We start from the raw sequence: 26,757 nt of genomic DNA, 5'->3' as shown, positions 1-26,757 counted from the left end.
CTCAGGCTCCCTTCTGCGGGACGAGCTGGAGGTAGATCGCGGTCAGGACGACGTTCACCAGGAACAGCAGCAGGAAGGTGATGACGACGGACTGGTTGACCGCGTCGCCGACGCCCTTGGGACCGCCCTTGGGGTGCAGGCCGCGGTAGGCGGCGACGATGCCCGCGATGAAGCCGAAGATCACGGCCTTGATCTCGCTGATGTACAGGTCGGGGAGCTGGGCGAGCGCGGAGAAGCTGGACAGGTACGCGCCGGGGGTGCCGTGCTGCACGATGACGTTGAAGAAGTAGCCGCCCGCGGTGCCGACGACCGAGACCAGGCCGTTGAGGAAGACCGCGACGAGCATCGTCGCCAGGACGCGCGGCACGATCAGCCGCTGCACCGGGGAGACGCCCATCACCTCCATCGCGTCCAGTTCCTCGCGGATCTTGCGCGAGCCGAGGTCGGCGCAGATGGCGCTGCCGCCCGCACCCGCGATGAGCAGGGCGACGATCAGTGGGCTCGCCTGCTGGATGACGGCCAGCACGCTGGCGCCGCCGGTGAACGACTGGGCGCCCAACTGCTGTGCCAGTGAGCCGACTTGCAGGGCGATGACGGCGCCGAAGGGGATCGAGACCAGGGCGGCGGGCAGGATCGTCACGCTGGCCACGAACCAGAACTGCTCGATGAGTTCGCGCATCTGGAACGGCCTGCGGAAGGTGTCGCGCACGGTGGTGGCGGCGAGCGTCATGAGCTGCCCGGTCTCGCGCAGCGCGCCGGTGCCGGGGATCGGGCGGCGCGGCACGGTGACGCGTTCGGGGCGCGGCGGGGTCGGCTCGGGTCCCGGTCCCGGGACCCGTACGGGCGCGGTCATGCGGGCTCCCCCTGGACGGGGACGAGTCCGGCCTGTACGGCTTCGCGGGTCGCGGCCGGGAGCTGGTCCCACATGGCCAGGACGCGGGCCCTGCGGCGCTGTACCGCCTGCCGGGGCGGCAGTCCGGGTGACGGTTCGAGCTGCGGCGCGACGCGGCGCGGGGCCGCGGGCAGCTCGCGGCCGTTCAACTGCTCGCGGGCCAGGGCCGCTTCGTCCTTCTCCTCCGACATCCCGATCGGTCCGTCGCGGCGTCCGCTGAGGAACTGCCGTACGACCGGCTCGTTGCTGGTGAGCAGCAGCTCGCGGGGGCCGAAGGCGACCAGTTCGCGGCGGAAGAGCATGCCCATGTTGTCGGGCACGGTCGAGGCGATGTCGAGGTTGTGGGTGACGATCAGCATCGTCGCGTCGATCTGCGCGTTGAGGTCGATGAGGAGCTGCGAGATGAACGAGGTGCGGACCGGGTCGAGGCCGGAGTCGGGTTCGTCGCACAGGATGATCTGCGGGTCGAGCACCAGGGCGCGGGCGAGTCCCGCGCGTTTGCGCATGCCGCCGGATATCTCGCCCGGCAGTTTGCCCTCGGCACCGAGGAGGCCGACCATGTCGACCCGCTCCATGACGATGCGGCGGATCTCGGACTCCTTTTTCCTGGTGTGCTCGCGCAGCGGGAAGGCGATGTTGTCGAAGAGGTTCATCGACCCGAAGAGCGCGCCGTCCTGGAACATCAGGCCGAACATCTTGCGCGCCTCGTAGATGTCGCGCTCCGGGCTGTTCACCATGTCGACGCCGCCGACGAGCACCCGGCCGCGTTCGGGCTTGAGCAGGCCGATGAGCGATTTCAGAAAAACCGTCTTGCCGGTTCCGGAAGGGCCGAGCATCACGCTGACTTCACCGGGCGGCAGTGTGAGCGTGACGTCCTGCCAGACGTTCTGCGTACCAAAGGACTTGGTGAGTCCTTCGACGATCACTTCGATTCCCATTGCACCTCCCGGAGCTGATCAGTGGTGGGGCGGTTCGGGAAAGGCGATCTCCGGATCGCATCCCGAGGCCGCGATGGGCACGCACAGCGGTCCCTGGATGAGATTCAGTGAGTTGCCGTGCCCCGATATCGCCGAGGTGAAGAGGGAATTCAGGTTCTCTCCGTGGCTGCCGCAGCCGGTGAACGGGGGAATGTAGAGGTCGTCCTGGGCCAGCGGCCCGCCGTCCTGCACTCCGTAGTCCGTGGGTCCGGTCGGGCGGCCGGTCAGTGAACTGCGGTCGTAGCCGACGAGTTTGATGTCCAGCGGCGCCGAGGCGCGGCAGTCGGCGCCGACGTCCAGCGGTACGCCGTTGACCTTGACGTCGGACAGCCGCAGTTCCTGCTTGCCGTAGATGGTGCTGGTGGTGATCGTGCCGAGGTTGCTGGTGCCGACCGTGACGACGGTCATCAGGCCCTTGGGGAGCAGTTCCATCCGGGCGGTGACCGGCACGAACCCGAAGGTCAGGAAGGTGGTGTCGGACGGCGGCAGGGCCAGCTTCGCGATCGAGTCGATCTCGAAGTACTGCTTGAGCGGGTCGGGGTCGGTGAACTCCGTCCAGATGCTCTTCTGCACGACGGTGACGCGGGTCGGCTTCTTGGTCAGGTCGTTGATGACCGCGGCGCCCTTGAGCTTGAAGACGTTGGAGTAGCCGGTGACGTAACCGCACTGGGAGTACGGGGGGAACGGCGGGTCGCCGGGGCCGGGGCTGCGGACGGCGTTGGGCGGCCGGGGAATGGAGTCCATGACCGCGGGGTCGGTGTCGCCCTCCGGCGGGTCCTCGCAGTCGTGCACGCCGGAGTGCGGGGGCGAGGCCAGCGTGATGGTGTTGCGGCCGTCGGACCGGGCGGCGTCGGGGGCTCCGTCGCCCGCGCCCTCGCCGGTCTTGCCGACGCCCGCGCGGGAGCCGGTGCGCGGCGTGGGGGCGGCGGCCGAGGAGCCGCCGGGCGCGGTGGCGTGGCCGGGTCCCGAGGAGCCGCCGGGGGTGCCGGGGACGGAGACGGTACCGAGGAGGTCGCCCTGGTCGGGCTTGGGGGCGCAGGTGCCGATGATGTCGGCGGCGTCCTTGGCGGCCTGGCCCGTACCGGCGGAGTCCGCGGCCGTGCCGGTCGCGCTGTCGGCGCCGGACGCGCTGTCGCTGTCGGTGCCGGTCGCACTGTCGGTGCCGGTGCTCGGGGAGTCGGGCGGTGCGGACGCGGGGTCGGTCACGGGGCTGAGCTTGAGGTCCAACTCCCCTGCGGTGAAGCGCACTTCGCCGGAGGCGGTGACCGTCAGCGGCGGCACCGCGCCGCCGAAGGTGAGCACCAGGTCCCCGTCGCCCTTGAGGGGTGTCGAGGGGGCGGTCAGTCCCGGCCATACGGCGTCCGCTCGCGAAGTGCCCTGCGCGACATGGGCGGTGAGGCTCGCGGCGCCGGTCAGGGCTGTGGTGCCGGCGGGCAGCAGCGCCTCGGCGCCGGCCCGCGGCATGGTGACCGTCGCCGTCAGGTCGCCCGGCTGGATGGGCTTTCCGACCACGGCGGTGTCCGGGTAGTTCTGCACCAGCGCGACGGTGACGTCCTGGACGACGGCCTTGTCGGTGCCGCCGGAGCCGTCGGCGGCCGTACCGGCGGGGAAGGCGCACGCGTATCCGAGGGTCACCTTGCCGTCCGGGCCGCTGGCCGCGGAGTCGGGTCCTGGCAGCAGTCCGGCCAGGAGCGCCGCCGCTGCGACAGCGGCGAACCGCACCGCGCGGCGCGGCTTCACGGCACCCCTCATTACGGAACTCCTCAGGAAGGCGTCGGCGACGCAGGACATTACGGTCGAGTAATAAGGCCCCACAAGTGATCGACCGGACGAATATTCGACGGTGTGGACCGGGGCGGATTTCCTGTCACCGAATGACAAAACACAAGCGGAGTTTTGTCCTCCAGTGCGTGTTCGGGACCCCGGCCGCCACTGCGGCGGTCCGGGGTCCCGGTTCGGCCGGCGCGGACTTCAGCGGTCGCGGCGGCCGGTGTTACGCGAGGGGCGGGGCTCAGGGAGAGACGACCTTCAGCGTCGTGGGGGTCACGACGTAGCCGGCCGAGTAGGTGGCCAGGTCGTTGTTGTTGATCAGGCCGAGGCACAGACCGGAGACGTTGTACGCCTTGAGGGTGCCGCCGGTGATGGCCAGCGTGTGGGTGGAGTTGGTGTACGTGGCGTTGAGGGTGGCGCCGTTGCCCACGCCGCTGGGGTCGGCGAAGGTCGCGTTGCACAGACCGGACAGGGTGGCCTTGACGCCGGTCAGCGTGCCGGTGGTGACGCCCGCGGACGTGGTGGCGGCGGTGCCGGTCAGCGTCCACGGGGTGCCCTGGGCGGCGACGGAGAAGGTGATGCCGCCGACCTTGCAGGTGTTCCACGAGACGGTGTTGATGGTGCCGAGGGTGCCGCCGTGCGAACCGTTGGTCACGGTGGCGGTGGCCGCCGACGAGGTGCAGGTGAGCTTGGTGCCCGTGGTGGTGTCGGTCAGCGTGGGCGTGGTGGCCGTCGCGGTGATCGCACCGGTCGACGAGCTGCCCGAGACGGTGTACGTGACGGCCGAGGCCGGGCTGACCGCGAGGCCGAGCGCCGCCGCCATCGCGGCACCGGTGACCATGGTTCCCTTGGCGGTCCTGGAGAGCTTGTGCACGGGCTGATCCTTCCTGGGAGATGACGTACCTGATAAACCGGCTTCCGCGTCTTCCATGTGTGGCGGGAAGGGGAATTCGGTTACGACTCACTACCTGGAACGTGGCACCGATTCCGCTCGGTTGCCCTTGCGGAGCAGGACGTTACGCACGGGTAACCCGGAGGCGCAATAATCCCGGCCAAGATTCTCCGGCGGACCCTACTCTCGGGTATTTTTCTGTCACGGAAGCAACAGTGCGCCGGGATTTTTTATAAGCAAGTGAGCAAGTCGGCCGCACGGTGCGCGCATCGGCCGGCCCGACGGGCGATCACCCGGAGTGCAACCATGGCCATCGGTCGCCGTCGCCCACCGTCGCGGGCCTGACACGTTTCCGTGTGCAAGGTGCTGCGTTCCGTACGCGATTGGTCTATGTTGCAGCGAGGTTGCCCGCGACTACCATGCGTGGCACACCACTTCACCGGTTCACCGGCCAGCAGGGCCGTCGCGGGAGGGGGGTACGGACATGACCGTAACGCGGCAGACGCCGGAGCAGGCGGAATCAATCGGTCCGATTCCACGGGAGTTCGCCGCCATCATGCGGCCGGAACTCCCCAGCCTTTTAAAAGAGATGGCCACGGAAATCGTCACCACGATCCCCGAATACGGCCACTTGCTGGAGGGCCCGAACGCCCGGGTGATCAAAATCGGTATCGAGCAGAGCATCGCCACTTTCGTCGACCGGGTGGCCGCGCCGACCGCGACCACCGCGCTCCGCGACGACCTGTGCCGCCAGTTCGGCCGCTTCGAGGCGTACGAGGGCCGCAGCCTGGACAACCTCCAGGCCGCGTACCGCATCGGCTGCCAGGTGGCGCTGCGCCGGGTGCGCAGCGTGGGCCGCCGCTACAACCTGTCGGCGTCCTTCATGCTGACCTTCGCCGACGCGCTCTTCGCGTACATGGGCGATCTCGCCGAACTCTCCCGCGAGGGCTATGTGCAGGCGATGGCGGAACTGGGCGAGGAGCCCGACAATCGCCGCCGCCGACTGCTGCGGCGGATTCTCAACGGCGCCTCCGTGGCCCGCAGCGCGCTGGCGGAGCTGGCCGAGCACTCGGCGTGGCCGCTGCCGGAGGAGGTGACGCTGATCGCGGTCGCCCCCGACACGCGTCCGGCCGGGGCGGCGCTCGACAAGGACATCCTGATGGACTTCGCGGACCCGGAGCCGCATCTGCTGGTGCCGGGACCGTTCACCGACGAGCGGCGGGAGCGGCTGCACGCGGCGCTCAACGGCTGCCGGGCGGCGATCGGGCTGACCACCTCGCTGAGCGAGGCCGCGGATTCGCTGCGCTGGGCCCGGCACACGCTGGCGCTGGCCGACGCCGGGATCATCGACGACGACTCGGTGGCGATGAGCGAGAACCATCTGCTGCCGCTGTGGTTATTGGGCGATCCCGCGCTGGTCGCGCAGATCGCCAAGCGCTATCTGGGGCCGCTGGTCGGGCTGACCGCCACCCAGCGCGCCCGGCTGATCGACACCCTGCGGATCTGGCTGACCACCCGCGGCACCGCGGCGCAGATCGCCGACCAGCTCGGCGTGCACCCGCAGACCGTGCGCTACCGGATCCGTATCCTCGACCGCGCTTTCGGCGACCAACTCGCGCGCCCCGACGACCGGTTCGCCACCGAGATCGCGCTGCGCGCGCTGCACCTCCAGGAGAACGGCGAAACGCCGGACGGCGGCCTCCTGTCGGAGGACCGCCGCCCGGCGCGCGACCCCTCACGTTACGAGGAGTAGACCTCGAACTCGGAGATCTGGCCCGCGGGCCAGCCGGTGTTGCCGGTGATGGTCAGCCGTACGTAGCGGGCGCTCGCGGGAGTCACCGGGATGGTGACGGTGTTCCCGCTCGCGGGGTTGAAGGTGTAGCCCGCGGACGACTTCAGCGTGCTGTAGGTGTTGTTGTCGGTGGAGCCGAGGACGCTCAGCGTCTCGGTACGGGTGGCCCACGCCGTGGCGGGCGGGAGCTTGAGGACGACCCGGCCGACGGTCCTGGCCGCGCCGAGGTCCACGGTCAGCGACTGCGGGAAGGCGTTGTTGGTGCTCTCCCAGTAGCTGTTGGCGTTGCCGTCCACCGCGTTGCCCGCGACGTAGACATCGGAGTGACCGGTGTCGGAGGCCGGGTGCCCCTGGGCCAGGTTGCCGGAGGCCGGGGTGGTGGGGGGCGTGGTCGGCGGGGTGGTCGGGTTGCCCGAGCCCGGCTGCGGCCAGGTGGAGCAGTCGTTCCAGTTGCTGTCCCAACCGCTGTTGCCCGCACCGCGGTTGATGGTGAAGGCGGGCAGGTTCGCCGGGTAGGAGCAGTTGTACGTACCCGTCGCGCCGGTGCCGGTGGCCGTCACATTGGTGAAGGTCGCGGAGCCGGGCGTCTCGGCCTGCACCACGACCGTGCCGGTGTTGCTGGCCGTCGCGCCGCTGACGGTCACGCCGTTGATGGTGTAGCCGTGGCCGCCGCCGGAGACGAACTCGAAGTCGCTGTACGGGCTGCCGATGAAGGTCGTGTTGCTGATCCGGATGTCGTTGTTGATCGCGTAGTCATAGCTGTCGACGCGCAACGCACCCATTGGGTGGCCCCAGTTGGGGTTCAGTGCGCCGGTACGGATCAGGGTGTTGCCGGAGACCGTGACGGTGCCGGACAGCGGGTTGAAGGGCTGGAGGAACGCCTGGTTGGAGATGGCGATGCCGCCGCCGAGCGCGTTGGTGTCGGCGATCACGTTGTTGGAGACGGTGTTGTTGCTGCCGCCGTAGATCGCGATGCCGTTGGCCAGGTTGGGCTGCACGATGGTGTTGTTGCTGAAGGTGTTGCCCGTGTCGGGCGCGCCGAGCGACCACATGGCGAGACTGTCGTCGCCCTGGTTGCGCAGGAAGTTGTTCTTCACCTGGACGCCGTTGGCGCTGCCGTCCAGGTTGAGGCCGTCGGCGGTGGTGCCGAGGATGCGATTGTTCTGCACCACGAGGTTGTTGTTGTTGCCGGTCAGCCACAGACCGCACTTCTCGCGCTGCACCCAGATCCCGGAGACCACCGAGTTCGGGCCGAGGCTGCCGGTGACGAAGCTGTCGGGCGAGCCGTCGTTGCGGACGCTGACCTCGCCGAAGACGGCGAAGTCGTACAGCTTGGTGTTGCCGCTCGCGCTGGTCTGGTCGATCAGGTGCGAGCTGTGCAGGACGGAGTACCAGTTGCCCGCGCCGCGGATGGTGACGCCGTCGGCCTGGATGGTGGAGCCCAGCTTGAAGTCGCCGGACGGGATCCAGACCTCCTTGCCCTGCGACTTCGCCTGGGCGATGGTCGTGTTGAAGGCGCTGGTGGAGTCGGCGCTCCCGGTGGCGTCGGCGCCGTTGCTGACGACGGATATGGAGTTCGCCGGGGCGCTCGCCGCCCCCGCCACCTGCTCGAAGTCGGCGACGTCGATGGTGGCCTGGCCGGTGTCGCCCGCGTCGAGCTGGAGCTTGACCTTGGCGCCGGCGGCCAGATTCTGGCCCAGCTTGATCCGCGAGTCGTCGAAGAAGTGGTGGGTCTTGGAGCCGGCGATCCACGACGTGTCGACGTAGCTGTACTGCGCGGTGACCGCCAGCTTCTGGCTGATCTTGGTGCCGTTGACGTAGACCGAGACGGTGCCTGAGGCGCCGCGCGGCAGGTTGTAGGCGACATCCACCGCGTTGGCCGGGGCGGTCAGGGTGAACTCGACGTACTTGCCCTGGCCGTTGAGGCTGACCGCGCGACGGCCCGACGCCTCGGAGGCGACGGTGGACTGGGTGTAGTCGGGGCCGACCGCCGAGCCGTTGGTGGCGGCGGCCTCGGCCTCGTACTCGGTGAACGGGACGCTCGCGCCTCCGCTCACGGCGAAGGGCGAGACGGTCGATACGGAGGGGGCGGCGCTGGCCGACTGGGCCGTCACGGCGAGCGCGAGCCCGCCCGCGACGACCGCCGCCGCGGTGGCGGAAGCCAACCAGGCCGTGGAACGACGTCTGTTGTCCATGGGGTGGGGGGTGTCCCTTCTGACTGGAGTCACAGAGGTGACGCACACCCTAGAGATGTCATGCATGAGACAGCAAGATGTCGATTGGATTTCGCAAAATTTGGATGGCTTGCAGAGATCTCGCAAATTCACCGCAAGAAACTTGCGCCACCTGTACTAGAATCGACGCCATGACACGACGACTTGCCGAGGTGGCAAAGAAGGTCGGGGTGAGTGAGGCCACCGTCAGCCGCGTGCTGAACGGGAAGCCTGGCGTCTCCGACGGAACCCGGGCAGCGGTCCTCACCGCTCTTGACGTGCTCGGTTACGAACGGCCCACCCAGCTCCGGGGGGAACGCGCCCGGCTGGTCGGCATGGTCATGCCCGAGCTGCAAAATCCGATCTTCCCGGCTTTCGCCGAGGTGGTCGGCGGCGCGCTGGCGCAGCAGGGCTTCACCCCGGTGCTGTGCACCCAGACCGCGGGCGGCGTCTCCGAGGCCGACTACGTGGAACTGCTGCTCCAGCAGCATGTCTCCGGCGTGGTCTTCTTCGGCGGGCTCTACGCCCAGGCCGAGTCACCGCACGACCACTACGCGCGGCTGGCCGAGCGCAATCTGCCCACCGTGCTGATGAACGCGGCCATCGACCATCTCGACTTCCCGCGCGTCAGTTGTGACGACGCGGTCGCGGTCGAGCAGGCGATGAACCACCTCATCTCGCTCGGCCATCAGCGGATAGCCCTCGTGCTCGGCCCGCCCGACCACGTACCGTCGCGCCGCAAGCTCGCCGCCGCCCGCCGGGTCGACCCGTCGGTGACCGTCGAGCACGCGCTGTTCACGCTGGAGGGCGGCCAGGCGGCGGCCAGCCGGCTGCTCGCGCGCGGCATCACGGCCTTCATCTGCGCGAGCGACCTGCTGGCGCTCGGCACCATAAGGGCGGCTCGCAGAAGGCGGCTGTCGGTGCCGGAGGACGTGTCGGTAATCGGTTACGACGACTCGTCGCTGATGAACTGCACAGAGCCGCCGCTGACCACCGTCCGGCAGCCGATCGAGGCGATGGGCCGGGCGGCCGTGGACCTGCTGGCCGGAGAGATCAGCGGTGCGTCGGTCGACCACGACGAGCTGTTCTTCGAACCGGAACTGGTAGTACGCGGTTCCACCGGTCCCGCCCCGCACCCCTCCCGCCTCCCCCACCCGGAGGCCCGCGCCAACGTCTGACCCCGCACCACGAGTCACCCGCGAACCCGGACCTGAGCCAGGGCCCGAGCCAGGATCAGGGCCAGGACCTGGGCTGAGCCCGTCCCGGGCTCGGCCCGAGCTCAGCCATGCCACCACGGCGCCGGGGCGGAGAGCCGTGCTCCCGCCCCGGCGCCGCCGTCCGCTCCCCCGGCGACCCGCCGGCCGCGGCCCGGCACCCGGCCGCCGCTCCCCGTCGCGGCAGCCCGCGGCCACCCCGCGGCCACCCCGGCCGCCGCGGCCCCCTGGGGCCCGCCGGGCGACCCTCCCGGGCCCGTGGGCACCCCCTCCGGCCCGGCCCGCGCCGGGCCCGCGGAGGGGCCGTCACGGGCCGTCCGCGAGCACACGGCCGGTGACCCCGCTTCCACTTGCGAGCCGTCCGACGTCGTAACCAAGTCGTGTCTTTGCGAAATTCGCGCGACATCTTGCGGACATCTATCGGGTTAAGTACGTTGAGCCAACCCGAAACGGCGGCGTGCAACTGCGCCGAGCATCACGTGCACCATGTGCCGCGGGGGTCCCAGATCGCAGTCCAACGACGCGCAGTGGTTCAGGGGAAAGGGTTTTGAACATGAGCAGAATCGGCTACCGCAGACTGGTGGCGGTCGCGCTGGTCGCGGGCATCGGATTGTCCGCTGCCGCGTGTTCCAGCAGCGACGACAAGAAGGATGACCCGGGAACGAAGGCCAGCAGCAGCTCCAGCAGCGCCGGCACCCCCTTGGACCCGAAGACCAAGGTGTCGATCACGGTCGACTGTGAGCCGCCGACCACGAAGAAGGCCGAGCGCCAGCAGTGGATCGACGACGTCGCCGAGTTCAACAAGACGTACCCGAACGTCACGGTCAACAGCAAGGACGCGTTCCCTTGCGAGGACCCGGCCAAGTTCACCGCCCAGCTCCAGGGCGGTAGCCAGACCGACGCGTTCTACACGTACATGACCGACCTCCAGCAGGTGCTGGACGCCGGCCAGGCGGCCGACATCACGGAATACGTCAACGACAAGACGGTCCCGAACCTCAAGGACATCGACCCCGGTGTCCTCGACGTCCTCAAGGACGGCGGCAAGCTGTACGGTCTGCCCACCTCGAACTACCAGATGGGCCTGATCTACAACCGGAAGATCTTCAAGGACGCCGGTCTGGACCCGAACAACCCGCCCACCACGTGGGAAGGCGTCCGCGCCGCCTCCAAGCAGATCGAGGACAAGCTCGGCAGCAAGGGCATCCACGGCTTCATCGAGAACGCCGGCGGCAACCAGGGCGGCTGGCACTTCACGTCCGAGCTGTACGGCCTCGGCGGCACCATGGTGTCCGAGGACGGCAAGAAGGCGACGTTCAACGACGACAGCGCCAAGACCCTGCTGACCACGCTGCACGACATGCGCTGGACGGACAACAGCATGCCCGCCACCCCGGGCAAGGAGTGGGGCGACGTCCAGAAGGCGATGGGCACCGGCGTCGTCGGCATGTACGTCGGCGCTCCCGACGACATCCCGCTGGTCGTCCAGCAGTACAAGGCCAAGTTCGAGGACCTCGGCATGGCCCCGATCCCCGGCGGCAAGACCTCGCTGTTCGGCGGCGCCGACTACATGTTCAAGAAGTCGGCCTCCCCGGACCAGATCAAGGCCGGCATCGCCTGGATCAACTTCAAGTACCTGACCCTCGAGAAGGGCCAGTTCAACTACCCGCGGAACAAGACGGACGGCCTGCCCGTCGGTCTCCCGCAGCCCTTCTTCTTCACCGGCGCGTCGAAGGAGAAGGACAACTCCACCAAGGCCGCGAACGCGACCGTCCCGGTCGAGAACTTCAAGACGTACGTCGACGCCCAGGTGCCCGTGAAGCCCGAGCCGCCGAACGCCCAGAAGATCTACACCGTGCTCGACACGGTGATGTCCGGTGTTCTGACCAACAAGAACGCTGACATCTCCAAGCTGCTCTCCACTGCCGAGTCCCAGGTCAACAGCCTCCTGGCCGCCTCTCAGTAACGACAGCCCGCGGGGGCCGGTCCGGCGACCGGCCCCCGCTCAGCGGTACCGGCCCGACGCATCACTTCAGTCGAGGAGCACCCATGGCGGCGACAACCGTCCCCGAGAAATCGAGTAGGCGCCACGCCGGGCGTCCCGTTGGTCAGCCCGATGGAACGCAGCGCCGTTCCGGCCTGAGCCGTAAAGTCCGGCAGAACGTCCAGGCGTACGGCTTCCTGATCGGCGCGGTCCTCTGCTTCGGGTTCTTCTCGTGGTACCCGATGGTCCGCGAGTTCATCATGAGCTTCCAGAAGACCAAGCGCGGTGTCACCACCTGGGTGGGCTTCGACAATCTCAAGCAGGTCTACCACGACCCGTATTTCTGGACGGCCTGGCGCAACACCCTGCAATTCACGGTGTACGCGCTGGTGATCGGCTTCATCGTGCCGTTCTTCGTGGCGATCCTGCTCAATGAACTGCGGCACGCACAGGCGTACCTGCGCATTCTGGTGTACCTGCCGGTGATGCTTCCGCCGGTCGCCGGTGTGCTGCTGTTCAAGTACTTCTACAACCCGGAGTACGGGCTCTTCAACCACATTCTGAAGACCCTGCACCTGCCGACCTCCGCATGGCTGGACTCGTCGCACACGGCGATGATCTCGGTGGTGATCGCGGCCACCTGGATGAGCATGGGAAGCGCCACGCTGATCTATCTGGCCGCGCTCCAGAACATCCCCGGCGAGCTGTACGAGGCCGCCGACCTGGACGGAGCCGGGCTGTTCAGCAAGATCTGGCACGTCACGATCCCGCAGACCCGCATGGTGCTCTCACTCATGCTGCTGCTCCAGATCGTGGCGACCATGCAGGAGTTCACCAACGTCTATCTGCTGACCGGCGGCAACGGCCCGGAGAACTCCACCACGACGGTCGTGTACATGGTCTACCAGTACGCGTTCCGCTACAACAATTTCGGAAGCGCCGCGGCGCTGGGCCTTTTCCTGCTGCTGGTGCTGGCCGGATTCTCCGGTGTGTACGCGCGGCTGAGCCGGAACAGCGACTAGGACGGAAGACGGACATGGCAGCGTTCACCCAGCAAAACCGGACCCTGATCTCGTCGGCCGCTTTGAGCCGACCGCGGGCGAAATTCGTCTACTGGACCGTGCTGAGCCTGGTCATCCTGGTCTTCACCCTGGTGTTCCTCGGCCCGCTCTACTGGATGGTGACCGGCGGCTTCAAGTCGGCCCAGGAAGTCCTGGCGAATCCGCCGACGCTCTTCCCGAAACACCCGAAGGCGAGCAACTACTCGGACGCCTGGAGCGAGCTGAAGATCGCCCGGCTGCTCTTCAACACCTTCTATTACGCGTTCGGCGCGCTGCTGCTGCAACTCGTCTTCGACGTGGCGGCGGCGTACGCGATCTCCAAGCTCCGGCCGGTGCTCGGCAATCTGATCCTCGGCATGATGCTCGCCACGCTGATGATCCCGGCGGCGGTGCTGATCGTGCCGCAGTACATGACGGTCCTCGACCTGCCGCTGCTGCACGTGAACCTGATCGGCACCCCGTGGGCGATCTGGCTGCCCACGGTGGCCAACGGCTTCAACATCTTCCTGCTGAAGCGATTCTTCGACTCGATTCCCGAGGACCTGATGTCCGCGGCGAAGATCGACGGCGCCGGGCCGCTGCGCACGCTGTGGTCGATCGTGCTGCCGATGTCGCGTCCGATCCTCGGCGTCGTGTCGATCTTCGCGGTGGTCAACGTCTGGAAGGACTTCCTCTGGCCGATGCTGGTGGAGCCCGACCCGAAGAACCAGCCGATCAACATCGGCATCAACTCGCTCTCGCAGGGCGTACCGCAGAACGTGCTGATCGCCGCGCTGGCCATCTCCGCGGTGCCGACCCTGCTGATCTTCCTGCTCTTCCAGCGCAACATCATGTCCGGCCTGACCGCGGGCAGCCTCAAGGGCTGACGGGTCACCGGACCGCAAGCCTTCCGTAACGCACCCCCAAGCACTCCGCCGCCGGCCTCTATGCCCACATCCCCGCCTCCGGGGCCGGCGGCGGGGTCCCACCTGCCCGAAAGGACGTTGACGTGGCAGACACCCCTCAGCCCGAGGCCGACGAGAACTGGTGGCGCGGCGCGGTCATCTACCAGGTCTATCCGCGGAGCTTCGCCGACAGCAACGGCGACGGCACCGGAGACCTCGCCGGGGTGCGTTCCCGGCTGCCCTACCTGGCCGAGCTGGGCGTCAACGCCCTCTGGTTCAACCCCTGGTACCCGTCGCCGATGGCCGACGGCGGATACGACGTGGCCGACTACCGGGACATCGACCCGGTCTTCGGCACGCTCGCCGAGGCCGAGAAGCTGATCTCCGAGGGCCTGGCGCTGGGCATCAGGACGATCATCGACATCGTGCCGAACCACATATCGGCGGCCCACCCGTGGTTCCGCGAGGCGCTGGCGGCCGGTCCCGGATCGCCCGCGCGCGACCGCTTCTGGTTCCGCCCCGGCCGCGGTGACGACGGCGAGCTGCCGCCGAACAACTGGCCTTCGCAGTTCGGCGGCCCGGCCTGGACGAGGACGACCGACCCGGACGGCACGCCCGGCGACTGGTTCCTGAACCTCTTCGACTCCGAGCAGCCCGACCTCAACTGGAACCACCCGGACGTCCGGGCCGAGCACGAGGACATCCTGCGGTTCTGGTTCGACCGCGGCGCGGGCGGCGTACGGATCGACTCCGCCGCGATGGTCGCCAAGGACCCGGAGCTGCCCGACCTGAGCAGCGACCCGGCCGCCCCGCACCCGTACATCGACCGGGACGACCTGCACGAGATCTACCGCGGCTGGCGGCGGATCGCCGACGGATACGACAACACGCGGATCCTGGTCGGCGAGGTGTGGCTGCCGGACGCGGTGCGTTTCGCGCACTATCTGCGGCCGGACGAGATGCACACCGCGTTCAACTTCGACTTCCTCGCCTGCCCCTGGGCGCCGGAGCAGCTCCGCAAGTCCATCGAGACGACGCTGGCCGCGCACGAGCCGGTGGGCGCGCCCGCCACGTGGGTGCTGTGCAACCACGACGTGACGCGTACGGTCACCCGCTACGGGCGGGTCGACACCGGCTTCGACTTCGCGACCAAGGCGTTCGGCATCCCGACCGACCTGGAGCTGGGCACCCGCAGGGCGCGGGCCGCCGCGCTGCTGACCCTGGCGCTGCCCGGATCCGTCTACCTCTACCAGGGCGAGGAGCTGGGGCTGCCCGAGGTCGAGGACATTCCGGCGGCCAAGCTCCAGGACCCGATGTACCTGCGGTCCGGCGGCACCGACCCCGGCCGGGACGGCTGCCGTGTGCCGCTGCCCTGGTCCGGTGACTCCTCGCCGTTCGGCTTCAGCCCCGAGGGTTCGGCGGAGCCGTGGCTTCCGCAGCCGGCCGACTGGGCGGGGCGCACCGCCGAGATCCAGTCCGCCGACCCGGCGTCGATGCTCTCGCTGTACCGGGCGGCGCTGCGGATTCGCAGCGCCGAGGCCGGTCTGGGCGACGGTCCCATGCACTGGCTCGACTCCGACCCGGGCGTCCTCGCCTTCAGCCGCACCGACGCGTTCGTCTGCGTCGTCAACCTGGCCGACACTCCCGCGGAGCTGCCCGCGCACAGTGAGCTCCTGCTCACCAGCGGACCTCTCCTCGACGGCCGTATCCCCGCCGACACCGCCGTCTGGCTGCGCCGCTGAAACGATTTTCTTGCGAGGACGGTAAGCCGATCTTCTCCGGGGCGCGGCCCCGGCCGGTTCCCTGACCGGGGCGGTACGCCGAATTTTTGAGGGGCGCGGGGAACCGCGCGGCCAGCCACCAACGGGCCGGTGGCCCGGAGAAAACCGATCCGCCCCGCGGGGGCCGGTGGTGACCTGCGGGAGCACGGTGGCTGAGCGCGCGGTTCCCCGCGCCCTTTGGGGTCTGCCCTGCACCGCGAGGTGGCCGCGCGGTTCCCCGCGCCCCTTCGGGGCCGACCCCCTGGGCACGGGCACCCCGGGCGACATCTCGTCGCATTGACGATTAAGATGAGGCCATGCCTCAACTACGCCTCGCCCTGAATCAGATCGACTCCCGCGTCGGCGACATCGCCGGGAACACCGAGACCGTCGTGCGCTGGGCCCATCACGCGTCCGCGCGCGGAGCGCACCTGGCGGCGTTTCCCGAGATGATGCTCACCGGGTACCCGGTGGAGGATCTGGCGCTGCGCGCCTCGTTCGTGGACGCGAGCCGCGCGGCCCTGGTGGCGCTGGCGAAGCGGCTGGCCGACGAGGGCCTGGGCGAGCTGCCGGTGGTCGTGGGCTATCTGGGCCGCAGCGAGAACGCGCGGCCGAGGTTCGGGCAGCCCGCGGGGGCGCCGCAGAACTGCGCGGCGGTGCTGCACGGCGGCGAGGTGGCGCTGCGCTTCGCCAAGCACCACCTGCCCAACTACGGGGTCTTCGACGAATTCCGGTACTTCGTGCCGGGCGACACCATGCCGGTGATCCGGGTGCGGGGCGTGGACGTGGCGCTGGCCATCTGCGAGGACCTGTGGCAGGACGGCGGCCGGGTCCCGGCGGCCCGCGCGGCCGGCGCCGGTCTGCTGCTGTCGGTCAACGCGTCGCCGTACGAGCGGGACAAGGACGACACGCGCCTGGACCTGGTGCGCAGGCGCGCGCGGGAGGCGGGCTGCACGCTGGCGTATCTGGCGATGGTCGGCGGCCAGGACGAACTGGTCTTCGACGGCGACACGATCGTCGTCGGCGAGGACGGCGAGGTGATCGCGCGGGCCCCGCAGTTCGCCGAGGAGTGCGTGCTGCTCGACCTCGACCTGCCCGCCGCGCCCGGGCGGGCGCCGTCCGGGCGGGTGGCCGACGGCCTGGAGATCCGCCATGTGACGCTCTCCGAGGCGCCGGTCGAGCCGTATCCGGCGGAGTTCACCGGCGGCGAGGCCGAGCGGCTGACCGACGACGCCGAGATCTACGGCGCGCTGGTCACCGGCCTGCGCGCGTACGTCGAGAAGAACGGCTTCCGCTCGGTGCTGATCGGTCTGTCCGGCGGCATCGACTCGGCCCTGGTGGCCGCCATCGCGGTCGACGCGATCGGCGCGGCGAACGTGTACGGCGTGTCGATGCCGTCGGCGTACTCCTCGGACCACTCCAAGGGCGACGCGGCGGAGCTGGCCCGCAGGACCGGCCTCAATCTCCGTACGGTGTCGATCGCCCCGATGTTCGACGCCTACATGGCGTCGCTGTCGCTGACCGGCCTCGCCGAGGAGAACCTCCAGTCACGGCTGCGCGGCGTCACGCTGATGGGGATCTCCAACCAGGAGGGCCAGATCGTGCTCGCGCCGGGCAACAAGAGCGAGCTGGCGGTGGGGTACTCGACGCTGTACGGCGACTCGGTCGGCGCGTACGGCCCGATCAAGGACGTCTACAAGACGACCGTCTTCCGGCTGGCGCGCTGGCGCAACGCCGACGCCGAGGCGCGCGGCGAGACCCCGCCGATCCCGGAGAACTCGATCGCGAAGCCGCCGAGCGCGGAGCTGCGCCCCGGCCAGGTCGACACCGACTCGCTGCCGGACTACGACGTCCTCGACCGGGTCCTGGAGATGTACGTCGACCGGGACCAGGGCCGCGAGGCGATCATCGCGGCGGGCTTCGACGCCGAGTTGGTGACGCGTATCCTCAAGCTGACCGACACCGCCGAGTACAAGCGGCGGCAGTACCCGCCGGGCACGAAGATCTCCGCGAAGGGCTTCGGCAAGGACCGCAGGCTGCCGATCACCAACCGCTGGCGCGAGGGCGAGCAGAGCTGACCAACACCGCCCGGTGACCGCCGCGTTCGGCGCGCCGGAGCCGCGGGCGGCCGGATCACGCGCAGGATCGTCCTGACGGAGCCGAGCCGCGCCCCAGCGCCCGGCGCACCGGGAAGGGGAGGCGGAAGTGGACGACGAACGCGAGCACCCGGCCGCGAAGGGCCCGGCGCCCCAGCCGGGCGCCCAGGGCCCGCCGCCCGGCCCGTACGCCCGTCCCGCGGACGACGGCGCGCCGCCCGGTCCGGCCCGGCGGCGCGTGCTCCACGCGGCCGTCGCCGGGGTGGTCGGCGCGGCGGCGGCCGGGTGCGACAGCGGCTCCGCCGCGGTGCGCCGCACCCCCACCAGCGGCCCCACCCCCGTCCGGCGGGCGGGCACCGACGACTGGCGGATCCGCTCGCTGGGACCGCCGGACGCGATCGAGGGGTACGCCGACAGGGTCAGCGTCCGGCCCGGTGAGCGCGTGGGGCTGTACGTGTCGACGACCGCGCCCGGCTTCCGCGTCGCCGCCTACCGGGTCGGCTGGTACGGCGGGTCGCAGGCCACGCGGGTGTGGACGTCGCCGCGGACGGCGGGGCACCGGCAGCCGGGGCCCAGGACGTCCGGGTCCACCAGGACCGTGACGGCGGGCTGGGAGCGCGGCCTCGACGTCCCCACCGACGGCTGGCCCGAGGGCGCCTATCTGCTGCTGCTCACCTCCGACGACGGCCATCAGCGGTACGTCCCGCTCGTGGTCCGCTCGGCCGCGGCCACCGGCCGGACCCTGATCATGCACGCGCCCGCGACCTGGCAGGCGTACAACGACTGGGGCGGCTACAGCCTCTACAACGGCCGGGACGGCGGCTACGGAGACCGGTCGCTTGCCGTGTCGTTCGACCGGCCGTACGCGAAGAACGGCGCCGAGAAGTTCCTGGTGTACGAGCGCGCCCTGGTGGTCCTCGCCGAGCGGCTCGGGCTGCCGCTGGCGTACACGACGGGGACCGACGTCCACCGCGACCCCGGCGTGCTGCGCGGCGCGACCACGGCCGTGGCGCTCGGCCACGACGAGTACTGGACGCCGGAGCAGCGCGCGCACGTCACGGCGGCGCGGGACGCGGGCACCAATCTGGTCTTCCTCGGCGCGAACACCTGCTTCCGGCGGATCCGCCTCGAAGCCGTCCGGGGCGGCGAACCGCGCACCGTGGTCTGCTACAAGACCGATTATCAGAGCGACCCCGGCCTCGCGCGCGACCCGGCGAAGCCGACCAACGACTTCCGCGCCCGGCCCGCCCCCGACCCCGAGTCCTCGCTGACCGGCGTCATCTACGAGGGGTATCCGACCGACGCCCCGTACGTGGTGGAGAGCGCCGACCACTGGCTCTTCGCGGGCACCGGCGCCGCGCGGGGCGACCGCTTCGCGCACCTGGTCGGCGTCGAGTACGACCGGGTGGACCCCGGCTACCCGACTCCGGCGCCGATCGAGGTCGTCGCCCACTCGCCGCTGGTGTGCGACGGCCGCGCCAGCTACTCGGACTCGGCGTACTACACGGTGCCCGGCGGCGCGGGCGTCTTCGCCACCGGGACGATGCGCTGGGTCGAGGGGCTGATGGCGGGCACCGGTCTGATGGGCCGCGACCACGGCATGGACGAGCGCACCCGGACGTTCGTCACCAAGGTCACGGAGAATCTGCTGACCGGCTTCGCCGCGGGGCGGGCCGCCGCTTCCCGGCCCGCCCCGCGGGCGAACGTGAGCCGGCTGTACGGGACCTGAGGCGGGCTCCGCGGGAGCGCGCCGCGCGGGCCGGGGGCGGGGACTCGGTACGCAGCGCCGTGGTCACCACGCGGCCCGCGACGGCGAGGAAGGCGAGCCCGGCCAGCGGGTAGCAGGCCGCGAGGAGCATCTGGGCGGGGTTCTCGCGCAGTTCGGGGCGTCCCCGGCCGTGCGGGAGGGCCCAGAGCGCGTACGAGCAGAACACCAGGACGGCCGCCGCCGCGCCCCAGACCCACCTCCGGTCGTGGCGGCGTACCCCCTCGGCGACGAGCAGCACGGCCATGGGCACCGCCCAGACCCAGTGGTGGGTCCACGACACCGGGCTGACCAGGAGAGCCGTCACACCGCAGGAGACCGCGGCCCAGGCGGCGGCGAACGGCAGCCGGTCCCCGGCCGTGAGCGCGCCCACCGCGACGGCCAGTCCCGCGAGGGCGACGGCGAGCGCGACGCAGAGCCAGAGCGTGCCGGGGTCGCCGCTGTGCGTCAGCCGGGCCAGGACGCCGCGCAGCGACTGGTTGGCGACCTCTTCGGCATAACCGGCGCGGTCGGGCGAGAAGACGTCCTGGGTCCAGTAGCGGACCGAGTCGTGCGGGAGGGCCAGCGCGGCGACTCCGACGGTGGCCGCGAAGGTCCCGGCCGCGACCGACGCGCGGCGCAGATACGGGGTGCCGCGCCCGCGGGTGGTGAAGGCGGCCAGGGCGAGCAGCGCGACGAACAGCACCGGGGTGAGCTTGATGCCCGCGGCGATGCCGATGCCGACCCCCGCCCACCTGCGGTCGGCCCGGCAGGTGAGGTCGGCCAGCACCAGCACGGCGAGCAGCAGATTGACCTGCCCGTAGCGCAGGGTCGCCCAGACCGGCTCGCACCACACCACCAGCGCGGTCAGGAGCAGCGCGGACGCCACGGTTGGCCGCCGGTCGACCAGCCGCAGCGACAGGGCGGCGAAGGCCACCGCGAGCAGCAGATTCGCCACGGTCGCGGCGGTGCGCATGGCGCCCACGTCCAGCCAGGTCAGCGGGACGAACAGCAGTCCCGCGAACGGCGGATACGTCATCGGCAGTCCGTCGGCGCGCAGCGAGTACAGGTCGCCGCCGGTGCGTACCGTCCAGCCCGCCGCCCGGTAGACCATCACGTCGATCATCGAGACCCGCACCTGGCGCTGCACCAGCCACACGCCCGCGACGGACAGCAGGCACCACCCGGCGGCGACGGCGGCCCGGGCGGGGGAAAGCCACTCACGCCACCCGCGTCTGCGCGCGGCGGCGGACATCGGTTCTTGCATGGCGACACCCTCACGGCAGCGGACCGGGCGCCGGCGACGAGCACCTGCGGGTCACGCTCGCGCAACCGCCGCCGGGCCGCCACCTCGGTGCGCCATCCGGCGGAGCGCGCCGAACCGCGGGAAAGCCGTGTGCGGAGGGCTACGGCACCTGGAGGCGGGCGGCGACCGGGAGGTGGTCGCTGCCGGTCTTCGGCAGGGTCCAGGACGCCTTGGGCTCGATGCCCTTGACCATGATCTGGTCGATCCTGGCCATCGGGAAGGACGCGGGCCAGCTGAAGCCGAAGCCGTTGCCCGCCGCGCCCTGCGTGGAGCGCATCTGCGAGGTGACCGAGGCCAGCGCCCGGTCGTTCATGGTGCCGTTGAGGTCGCCGAGCAGCACCACGCTGTGCAGGTTCTCGCCCGCGATGGCCCGGCCGAGCGCGTCGGCCGCGTTGTCGCGCTGTCCCGCGGTGAATCCGGCGTTGAACTTCACCCGCACGGACGGCAGATGCGCCACGTACACCGCGACCTGGCCGTCCGGGGTCTTCACCGCGGCCCGCATGGCGCGGGTCCACCCCATCTTGATGTCCACCGTGCGCACCCCGGACAGCGGGTACTTGCTCCACAGCCCGACCGTGCCCTGCACCGAGTGGTACGGGTAGGCGGCGGCGAGGTCGCGGGCGTAGCGGGGCGCCTGGCTCTCGGCCAGTTCCTCCAGGGCGACGATGTCGGCGCCGGCCGCGATGACGTCCTTGGCGGTGCCGTCGGGGTCCGGGTTCTCGGCGTTCACATTGTGGGTGAGCACCGTCAGATCGCCGCCGGAGGACGTCTTGTCGGTGACCAGGCCGCCGAAGAGGTTGAGCCAGATCACCGACGGCAGCAGCAGGGCGATCAGCGCGGTCGTGGAGCGCCGCAGCACGGCGGCCAGCAGCAGCACCGGCACGGCCAGGCCGATCCAGGGCAGGAAGGTCTCCAGCAGACTGCCGAGGTTGCCGATCCGGTTGGGCAGGTCGGCGTGCACGAGCAGCAGGACGGCCACGAGGACGGCGACGACGGCGAGAATGACGCCGCGCCGCCACATGCCTTCGGGCTGCCACCAGTGACGGAACCGGGCGCGGGCTCCGGAGGCGTTCCTGGGCGGCATGGCGCTGCCGTCCGTGGTCGCGTCCGTGCCGCTCTGCGCCTGGGTCATGAGGGTCCTCACTGCCTTGCCGGGTGCTCTGCCGACCTTAGGGGATCGTTATGAGAACCGACGGACAGCGGGGTGCGGCGGGTTCCTTCACCCACCGCATCGGCCCCACCTGTGACACGACGGGGACACGCAGGACATATGTGGGGGGCGCGGTGGAGATCCCCCGCGCCCCCGTGTACTCCCGTACGCCCCGCCGCTGGTCAGCCGCGTGGGCGCATCCCGTCGAGCAGCAGATCGACCAGCCGTTCGGTGAGGTCGGGCGACAGTTCGGCGTCCGGCCGGAGCGTGGAGCGCGCCAGCATCGGTCCGGTCACGAAGTCGACCAGCAGCTCGACGTCCCTGCCCAGTTCCGGCCGGATGTCGCCCTCGGCCATGCCGCGCCGCAGCAGTTGGGCCAGCGCCTCACGGCGGGTGGCGATGACCGTGTCGTGGTAGCAGCGCCACAGATCGGGGCTGCTCTGCGCCTCGGTCAGCATCGTCCGCATCAGCGCGGACTCCCGCTTGGCCACACCGCGCCGCCGTATCGACTCGACCGCGACGATCAGATCGTCACGGAAGGACGTGCCGGGCAGTTCGGGCAGCGGGTGGGAGTCGACCGTGGCGAGCACGTCGATCAGCAGCGCCTCCTTGCCCGGCCAGCGGCGGTAGACCGTGGCCTTGCCGACCCCGGCCTCCCGCGCGATGCCCTCCATGGACAGCTCGGACAGCGAGGTGCCCTCGGCGATCAGCCGCAGCACGGTCTCGATGACCGCGCCGTCGACGGCCGCGGAGCGCGGGCGACCGCGCCGCGCGGCCGACGTACTGGGAGGGTCGATCACTGCTCGGCACCCACCTTCTCCGGCTCCGCCGCGGCGTCGGGCGCCTGTCCGACCCGCTCCTTGGCGGGCAGGAAGACCAGGGTGACGACGGCGCCGACCAGGGCGACGGCGGCCGAGCACGCGGCGGTGATGTGCATGGCGTGGATGAAGGCGTCGTTCGCGGGCTGGATCAGCGACTGGCCCTTGGGGCCGAGCTTCTCCGCGATCCCGATGGTGGCCTGGATGGACTCCCCCGCCGAGTGCCGCGCCCCGGCGGGCAGGACGTCGAGGTGGTCGTCGATGCCGTTGCGGTAGACGGTGGACAGCACCGAGCCGAGGACCGCGACGCCGATCGCCCCGCCGACCTGCCGGAAGGTGTTGTTGACCGCGGACCCGGAGCCCGCCTTCTCGCGCGGCAGCGACGACATGATCATGACGGTGGCGGGCGGCATGACGTGCGCCATCGCCGTACCCATCAGGAAGAACAGCACTTCCAGCACCCAGATCGGCGTGGACTGGCCGAGCAGCAGGAAACCGAGGAAGGAGATCGCGGTGAGGGTCAGGCCCGCGGTGCACACCGCGCGCGCCCCGAAGCGGTCGACCACCAGCCGGGCGCGCGGCGCGAAGACCATCTGCGCGGCGGCCAGCGGGAGCAGCAGCAGACCGGTCTTGAGCGGGCTGTAGCCGCGCACGGTCTGGGTGTAGAAGACGATGAAGAAGGTGACGCCCATCAGGGCGAAGAAGACCAGGCCGATGGCCGCGACGGAGGCGGAGAAGCGGCGGTCCTTGAAGTAGGTGACGTCGAAGGCCGGGTGGTCGCTGCGCTTCTCGAACAGCACGAAGGCGCCGAGGACGACGAGGCCGCCGACGATCGTGGCCCACACCTCGGGCTTGGTGAAGTCGCCGAACTGGCCGCCCTTGATGATGCCGTAGATCAGCAGGACCAGGCCGACGATGGAGAGCACCACACCGACCGGGTCGAGGCGGCCGGGGCGCGGGTCGCGCGAGTCGGGCACCAGGATGAACATGGCGATGAGCGCGGCGATCACGATCGGCACGTTGATCAGGAAGACCGAGCCCCACCAGAAGTGTTCGAGCAGCGCGCCGCCGGTGATCGGGCCGATGGCGATGGCGAGGCCGACCACGCCGGTCCAGATGCCGATCGCCTTGGGCTGCTCCTTGCGCTCGAAGACGTTCATGATGATCGCCAGGGTGGCGGGCATGATGAAGGCGCCGCCGAGGCCCATCACCGCGCGGTAGCCGATCAGTTCGCCCGCGGAGCCGGAGAACGCGGACAGCGCGGAGCCGGCGCCGAACACGACCATGCCGAAGAGCAGGACCTTCTTGCGGCCGAGGCGGTCGCCGAGCAGGCCGGCGGTGAACAGCAGGCCCGCGAAGACCAGGGTGTAGGAGTTGATCGCCCATTCGAGCTGGCTCTGCGAGGCGCCGAGGCCGGTGGGTGAGGGCTGGGCGATGGTCTTCATCGCCACGTTGAGGATCGAGTTGTCCAGCACCACCACGAGGAGGCTGAACAGCAGCACGGTGAGAATCGCCCAGCGGCGGCGGTGGATCGCCTCCGGCACGTGGGACGGCGGGGCGGTTATCGAGTTGTCGGCCATGGAGGTCAGCCTAAGGTCTTATTCGATACGATCCCGTCTCGTATCGTAAAGGGGCGGCAAAAACGTGCCCCCTCTTTCCGGACCGGGCGAGCCGTGCCAGCATGGAAGGGATCCGGGGACGCCGTCAGGGCGCCTCGAGATGACTGAAGGAGCCGTCACCATGACGCAGCTTTCGGCTGCCCGCGCGCAGGGCCGTGACTCCCAGGCCGGCCAGGGCACGACCACGACCGGCACGTCCGGCGCCCAGCCCGCCGACCACCCCAAGGCGCTCTACGGGGGCACCGGCACCCGTCGTATCACCGTCCGCGACCTGGCCCTGGCCAAGGAGCGCGGCGAGAAGTGGCCCATGCTCACCGCCTACGACGCGATGACCGCGTCGGTCTTCGACGAGGCCGGTATCCCGGTCATGCTGGTCGGCGACTCGATGGGCAACTGTCACCTCGGCTACGAGACCACCGTCCCGGTCACCATGGACGAGATGACGATCCTGGCCTCCGCCGTCGTACGCGGCACCAGCCGCGCGCTGATCGTCGGCGACCTGACCTTCGGCGCGTACCAGGAAGGTCCCGTGCAGGCCCTGCGCAGCGCCACCCGGCTGATCAAGGAGGCCGGGGTCGGCGCGGTCAAGCTGGAGGGCGGCGAGCGCTCCCTGGCCCAGACCGAGGCGATCGTCCGGGCCGGTATCCCGGTCATGGCGCACCTGGGCCTGACCCCGCAGTCCGTGAACACCATGGGCTACCGCGTGCAGGGCCGCGGCGACGAGGCCGCCCACCGGCTCGTCCAGGACGCCAAGGCCGCGCAGGAGGCCGGCGCCTTCGCCGTCGTCCTCGAACTCGTCCCCGCCGAGGTGGCGGCCGAGGTCACCCGCTCGCTCCAGATCCCCACCATCGGCATCGGGGCGGGCCCCGACACCGACGCCCAGGTGCTGGTCTGGACCGACATGGCCGGGCTCACCGGCGGCAAGGTGCCGCGCTTCACCAAGCAGTACGCCGATCTGCGCCGCGTGCTCGGCGAGGCCGCCAAGTCCTTCGCCGAGGACGTCGTGGGCGGCGCCTTCCCCGCCGAGGAGCACACCTTCCACTGATCCCCTTCCCCTGATCCCGCGCCCGTCAGCGGAGGGCGGCGCCCCGGTTCTGCCGGGTGCGCCGCCCTTCTCGTTTCCGTCCGAAAACCTGTCCGCGTTCCTGCCCGCGTTCTTGCCCGCGTTCCCGTCCGGAACGGTTTTGTCCGGAACGGCATGAGTCATCCGGGCCCGGCGTCCGTATACGGGAGGGGAGAGCCGCGGAACGGGAGGAGGTCGGCATGGGTCCCGGCACGGGCGAACTCGACCCACGGCAGCGGGTACGGCAGGATGCCGCCGTGGACGGACCACCTCCCGGCGCCCCCGGGCCGCCGGAACCGCCGGAACCGCCGGTGTCGGCTCCGGAGGAGGAGCTGATGCGGGCGCTGTACCGCGAGCACGCGGGCGCGCTCTACGCCTATGTGCTGCGGCTCGTCGCGGGCGACCGGTTCCTGGCCGAGGACGTGGTGCAGGAGACGCTGCTGCGGGCCTGGAAGAGCGCGGCCAAGCTCGACGCGGCGGCCCGTTCACTGCGGCCCTGGCTGGTGACGGTGGCCCGGCGGATCGTGATCGACGGCCACCGCAGCCGCGGCTCCCGGCCGCCGGAGACCTCGCCCGCCGCGCTCGACCTGCTCCCCGCCAGGGACGAGCTGGAACGGTCGCTGCGGCTGATGACCATCTCCGACGCCCTGCGGGACCTGTCGGACGCGCACCGCGAGGTGCTGGTCGAGACATACTTCCGCGGCCGTACGGTCAACGAGGCGGCGGACGAACTGGGACTGCCGCAGGGCACCGTTCGGTCGCGGGTGTTCTACGCGCTGCGGGCCCTGCGGAACGCGCTGGAGGAGAGAGGGGTGACCACTTCATGACACCGCACGTCGATGTGGGCGCCTATCTGCTCGGGGCGCTGGACGAAGCGGAGATGACCCGCTTCGAGGAGCACCTGGCCGAGTGCGAGAGCTGCGGCCGGGAGCTGGACGAGCTGAGCGGGCTGCTGCCGGTGCTCCACGAGATGCGCGAGGACGGCGTCGCCTTCGCGCACCCGCCCGGCGGTGACGCGATGCTCGGGCGGCTGCTGGACCAGGTGGCGCGCGAGCGCGGGGCGCGCAAGCGGCGGCGGCTGGCCGCGGTGGCCGCCGTGGCGGTGCTGGTGGTCGGCGGACCGCTGGTCGCGGTGCTGGCCACCGACGACGGCGGCGGGCGCCCGGCCGCCGGGGCCTTCGCGTCCGACCAGCGCTCCGCGACCAACCCGGAGACCGGCGTCAGGGCGACCGTCGGCATCGCGGACAAGGGCTGGGGCAGCGTGGTGGACCTGCGGCTGACGGGCGTGCGCGGCCCGCAGACGTGCCGCCTGGTCGCGGTCGCGCTGGACGGCAACGGCCAGACGGTGGCCACCTGGGCGGTGCCGGAGACCGGTTACGGCACGGACGCCCAGCCGCGACCGCTGACCGTGCACGGCGCCGCAGGACTGCACAAGGACTCGATCAGCCGCTTCGAGATCCGGGCGGCGGACGGAACACTGCTGGTCAGCGTGCCGCTCTAGCGTTACCGACCGATCGGTGAC

At 70.5% G+C, this 26,757-nt stretch carries 20 protein-coding genes; 11 read left to right on the top strand and 9 right to left on the bottom strand.

From position 1 onward, the window contains the following. Position 1 precedes the first annotated feature (1 nt). The 4 genes from ACFZAM_RS07475 to ACFZAM_RS07460 all read right to left on the bottom strand — a co-directional run bounded on the left by ACFZAM_RS07475 (position 2) and on the right by ACFZAM_RS07460 (position 4,513). Entirely contained in the window at positions 2-853 is an 852-nt protein-coding gene (locus ACFZAM_RS07475) for an ABC transporter permease (protein WP_188279770.1), read from the bottom strand. Then, positions 850-1,830, bottom strand: a complete 981-nt coding sequence (locus tag ACFZAM_RS07470) for an ATP-binding cassette domain-containing protein (RefSeq protein ID WP_355334456.1) — start codon at positions 1,828-1,830, stop codon at positions 850-852. The genes ACFZAM_RS07475 and ACFZAM_RS07470 overlap by 4 nt, the downstream gene beginning before the upstream one ends. Positions 1,831-1,848: 18 nt before the next feature. Beyond that, a complete protein-coding gene (locus tag ACFZAM_RS07465) occupies positions 1,849-3,621 on the bottom strand; it encodes a DUF6801 domain-containing protein (RefSeq protein WP_355334459.1) in 1,773 nt (590 codons plus the stop codon). Between the two features lie 259 nt (positions 3,622-3,880). Then, positions 3,881-4,513, bottom strand: a complete 633-nt coding sequence (locus tag ACFZAM_RS07460; protein ID WP_355334461.1) for a hypothetical protein — start codon at positions 4,511-4,513, stop codon at positions 3,881-3,883. 502 nt (positions 4,514-5,015) lie between these two features. Between ACFZAM_RS07460 and ACFZAM_RS07455 the strand changes: the two genes are divergently transcribed. After that, positions 5,016-6,284, top strand: a complete 1,269-nt coding sequence (locus tag ACFZAM_RS07455; protein ID WP_391043742.1) for a helix-turn-helix domain-containing protein — start codon at positions 5,016-5,018, stop codon at positions 6,282-6,284. Here the strand turns inward: ACFZAM_RS07455 and ACFZAM_RS07450 are convergent. Continuing rightward, the gene (locus tag ACFZAM_RS07450; protein ID WP_391043739.1) at positions 6,272-8,518 is read right to left on the bottom strand and encodes a discoidin domain-containing protein; all 2,247 of its coding nucleotides are present in this window, start codon (positions 8,516-8,518) and stop codon (positions 6,272-6,274) included. The two genes, ACFZAM_RS07455 and ACFZAM_RS07450, sit on opposite strands and share 13 nt — an antisense overlap. A gap of 170 nt (positions 8,519-8,688) precedes the next feature. Here ACFZAM_RS07450 and ACFZAM_RS07445 point away from each other — a divergent pair, with 170 nt between their 5' ends. The 7 genes from ACFZAM_RS07445 (at position 8,689) to ACFZAM_RS07415 (ending at position 19,264) form a co-directional block, all read left to right on the top strand. Next, the gene (locus tag ACFZAM_RS07445; RefSeq protein WP_188279764.1) at positions 8,689-9,714 is read left to right on the top strand and encodes a LacI family DNA-binding transcriptional regulator; all 1,026 of its coding nucleotides are present in this window, start codon (positions 8,689-8,691) and stop codon (positions 9,712-9,714) included. 589 nt (positions 9,715-10,303) lie between these two features. Then, complete coding sequence (locus ACFZAM_RS07440; protein ID WP_355334468.1) at positions 10,304-11,716, top strand: extracellular solute-binding protein; 1,413 nt, start codon at positions 10,304-10,306, stop codon at positions 11,714-11,716. An 83-nt stretch (positions 11,717-11,799) separates the two neighbouring features. Continuing rightward, a complete protein-coding gene (locus tag ACFZAM_RS07435) occupies positions 11,800-12,756 on the top strand; it encodes a sugar ABC transporter permease (protein ID WP_355334470.1) in 957 nt (318 codons plus the stop codon). Between the two features lie 14 nt (positions 12,757-12,770). Further along, positions 12,771-13,661 (top strand): carbohydrate ABC transporter permease, encoded by an 891-nt coding sequence (locus ACFZAM_RS07430; RefSeq protein WP_355334473.1) that lies wholly within the window; start codon positions 12,771-12,773, stop codon positions 13,659-13,661. 122 nt (positions 13,662-13,783) lie between these two features. Beyond that, positions 13,784-15,421 carry an alpha-amylase family glycosyl hydrolase gene (locus tag ACFZAM_RS07425; protein ID WP_355334474.1) on the top strand — a complete coding sequence of 546 codons (1,638 nt, stop codon included), beginning with the start codon at positions 13,784-13,786 and terminating at the stop codon, positions 15,419-15,421. Positions 15,422-15,756: 335 nt separating this feature from the next. Then, a complete protein-coding gene (locus ACFZAM_RS07420; RefSeq protein WP_391043735.1) occupies positions 15,757-17,517 on the top strand; it encodes an NAD+ synthase in 1,761 nt (586 codons plus the stop codon). A gap of 127 nt (positions 17,518-17,644) precedes the next feature. After that, the gene (locus tag ACFZAM_RS07415; protein ID WP_391043732.1) at positions 17,645-19,264 is read left to right on the top strand and encodes a N,N-dimethylformamidase beta subunit family domain-containing protein; all 1,620 of its coding nucleotides are present in this window, start codon (positions 17,645-17,647) and stop codon (positions 19,262-19,264) included. Here the strand turns inward: ACFZAM_RS07415 and ACFZAM_RS07410 are convergent. From ACFZAM_RS07410 to ACFZAM_RS07395, 4 genes are all read right to left on the bottom strand, one after another. Further along, positions 19,170-20,534 carry a glycosyltransferase 87 family protein gene (locus ACFZAM_RS07410; RefSeq protein ID WP_391044254.1) on the bottom strand — a complete coding sequence of 455 codons (1,365 nt, stop codon included), beginning with the start codon at positions 20,532-20,534 and terminating at the stop codon, positions 19,170-19,172. The genes ACFZAM_RS07415 and ACFZAM_RS07410 overlap by 95 nt on opposite strands. A 151-nt stretch (positions 20,535-20,685) precedes the next feature. Continuing rightward, a complete protein-coding gene (locus ACFZAM_RS07405) occupies positions 20,686-21,669 on the bottom strand; it encodes an endonuclease/exonuclease/phosphatase family protein (RefSeq protein WP_391044251.1) in 984 nt (327 codons plus the stop codon). A 248-nt stretch (positions 21,670-21,917) separates the two neighbouring features. Beyond that, complete coding sequence (locus ACFZAM_RS07400) at positions 21,918-22,535, bottom strand: TetR/AcrR family transcriptional regulator C-terminal ligand-binding domain-containing protein (protein WP_391043730.1); 618 nt, start codon at positions 22,533-22,535, stop codon at positions 21,918-21,920. Next, complete coding sequence (locus ACFZAM_RS07395) at positions 22,532-24,133, bottom strand: DHA2 family efflux MFS transporter permease subunit (protein ID WP_391043728.1); 1,602 nt, start codon at positions 24,131-24,133, stop codon at positions 22,532-22,534. Before ACFZAM_RS07395 ends, ACFZAM_RS07400 begins: the two co-directional genes overlap by 4 nt. A gap of 160 nt (positions 24,134-24,293) precedes the next feature. Between ACFZAM_RS07395 and panB the strand changes: the two genes are divergently transcribed. The 3 genes from panB to ACFZAM_RS07380 all read left to right on the top strand — a co-directional run bounded on the left by panB (position 24,294) and on the right by ACFZAM_RS07380 (position 26,736). After that, positions 24,294-25,217 (top strand): 3-methyl-2-oxobutanoate hydroxymethyltransferase, encoded by a 924-nt coding sequence (gene panB, locus ACFZAM_RS07390; RefSeq protein WP_391043726.1) that lies wholly within the window; start codon positions 24,294-24,296, stop codon positions 25,215-25,217. A gap of 218 nt (positions 25,218-25,435) precedes the next feature. Then, positions 25,436-26,062, top strand: a complete 627-nt coding sequence (locus ACFZAM_RS07385; protein WP_391043724.1) for a sigma-70 family RNA polymerase sigma factor — start codon at positions 25,436-25,438, stop codon at positions 26,060-26,062. After that, a complete protein-coding gene (locus ACFZAM_RS07380; RefSeq protein WP_355334496.1) occupies positions 26,059-26,736 on the top strand; it encodes a zf-HC2 domain-containing protein in 678 nt (225 codons plus the stop codon). Before ACFZAM_RS07385 ends, ACFZAM_RS07380 begins: the two co-directional genes overlap by 4 nt. Positions 26,737-26,757 lie beyond the last annotated feature (21 nt).

It is taken from the genome of Streptomyces sp. NPDC008079, assembly GCF_042957385.1.
GTDB lineage: Bacteria > Actinomycetota > Actinomycetes > Streptomycetales > Streptomycetaceae > Actinacidiphila.
Note: the sequence above shows the minus strand (reverse complement) of the source record. Positions and strands in the feature narration are given on the sequence as shown.

Excerpts from the sequence above, each read along its gene's own strand:
- ACFZAM_RS07475 (WP_188279770.1), bottom strand. The coding sequence starts at position 853 with ATGACCGCGCCCGTACGGGTCCCGGGACCGGGACCCGAGCCGACCCCG.
- ACFZAM_RS07470 (WP_355334456.1), bottom strand. The coding sequence starts at position 1,830 with ATGGGAATCGAAGTGATCGTCGAAGGACTCACCAAGTCCTTTGGTACG.
- ACFZAM_RS07465 (WP_355334459.1), bottom strand. The coding sequence starts at position 3,621 with ATGAGGGGTGCCGTGAAGCCGCGCCGCGCGGTGCGGTTCGCCGCTGTC.
- ACFZAM_RS07455 (WP_391043742.1), top strand. The coding sequence starts at position 5,016 with ATGACCGTAACGCGGCAGACGCCGGAGCAGGCGGAATCAATCGGTCCG.
- ACFZAM_RS07450 (WP_391043739.1), bottom strand. The coding sequence starts at position 8,518 with ATGGACAACAGACGTCGTTCCACGGCCTGGTTGGCTTCCGCCACCGCG.
- ACFZAM_RS07445 (WP_188279764.1), top strand. The coding sequence starts at position 8,689 with ATGACACGACGACTTGCCGAGGTGGCAAAGAAGGTCGGGGTGAGTGAG.
- ACFZAM_RS07440 (WP_355334468.1), top strand. The coding sequence starts at position 10,304 with ATGAGCAGAATCGGCTACCGCAGACTGGTGGCGGTCGCGCTGGTCGCG.
- ACFZAM_RS07435 (WP_355334470.1), top strand. The coding sequence starts at position 11,800 with ATGGCGGCGACAACCGTCCCCGAGAAATCGAGTAGGCGCCACGCCGGG.
- ACFZAM_RS07430 (WP_355334473.1), top strand. The coding sequence starts at position 12,771 with ATGGCAGCGTTCACCCAGCAAAACCGGACCCTGATCTCGTCGGCCGCT.
- ACFZAM_RS07420 (WP_391043735.1), top strand. The coding sequence starts at position 15,757 with ATGCCTCAACTACGCCTCGCCCTGAATCAGATCGACTCCCGCGTCGGC.
- ACFZAM_RS07410 (WP_391044254.1), bottom strand. The coding sequence starts at position 20,534 with ATGTCCGCCGCCGCGCGCAGACGCGGGTGGCGTGAGTGGCTTTCCCCC.
- ACFZAM_RS07405 (WP_391044251.1), bottom strand. The coding sequence starts at position 21,669 with ATGCCGCCCAGGAACGCCTCCGGAGCCCGCGCCCGGTTCCGTCACTGG.
- ACFZAM_RS07395 (WP_391043728.1), bottom strand. The coding sequence starts at position 24,133 with ATGGCCGACAACTCGATAACCGCCCCGCCGTCCCACGTGCCGGAGGCG.
- panB (WP_391043726.1), top strand. The coding sequence starts at position 24,294 with ATGACGCAGCTTTCGGCTGCCCGCGCGCAGGGCCGTGACTCCCAGGCC.
- ACFZAM_RS07385 (WP_391043724.1), top strand. The coding sequence starts at position 25,436 with ATGGGTCCCGGCACGGGCGAACTCGACCCACGGCAGCGGGTACGGCAG.
- ACFZAM_RS07380 (WP_355334496.1), top strand. The coding sequence starts at position 26,059 with ATGACACCGCACGTCGATGTGGGCGCCTATCTGCTCGGGGCGCTGGAC.